Source organism: Pseudomonas brassicacearum, assembly GCF_003732265.1.
In the GTDB taxonomy this organism is placed as follows: Bacteria; Pseudomonadota; Gammaproteobacteria; order Pseudomonadales; family Pseudomonadaceae; genus Aquipseudomonas; species Aquipseudomonas brassicacearum_D.
Map to the genome: position 1 here is coordinate 1 of NZ_MOBK01000035.1, position 284 is coordinate 284.

A 284-nucleotide genomic window follows, 5' to 3' on the forward strand; every position below is an offset into this window, starting at 1 on the left:
ATGCAAAACCCTGTAGGCCTTCGCCTGCTCGCGATAGCGGAGTGACAGTCGACAGTCATGTTGAAGGTAATGACCCATCGCCAGCAATGCCGCTCCCTCAATGATTATCGAGGCGGGGAGGCGTAAATGCCTCCCCGGTTCGTTTATGGAAACCACATGAATATTCTGATCGTTGGGCCCAGTTGGGTCGGTGACATGGTGATGGCGCAGACACTGTTTCAGTGTCTCAAACAGCGCCACCCGCAATGCGAAATCGACGTGCTGGCCCCCGAGTGGAGCCGGCC

The 284-nt window shown here is 56.7% G+C and carries 1 pseudogene; it reads left to right on the forward strand.

Annotation, left to right across the window (positions count from 1 at the left end):
* Window positions 1-156 precede the first annotated feature (156 nt).
* Window positions 157-284, forward strand: a pseudogene (locus BK660_RS29910) (lipopolysaccharide heptosyltransferase II); the annotation flags it as partial.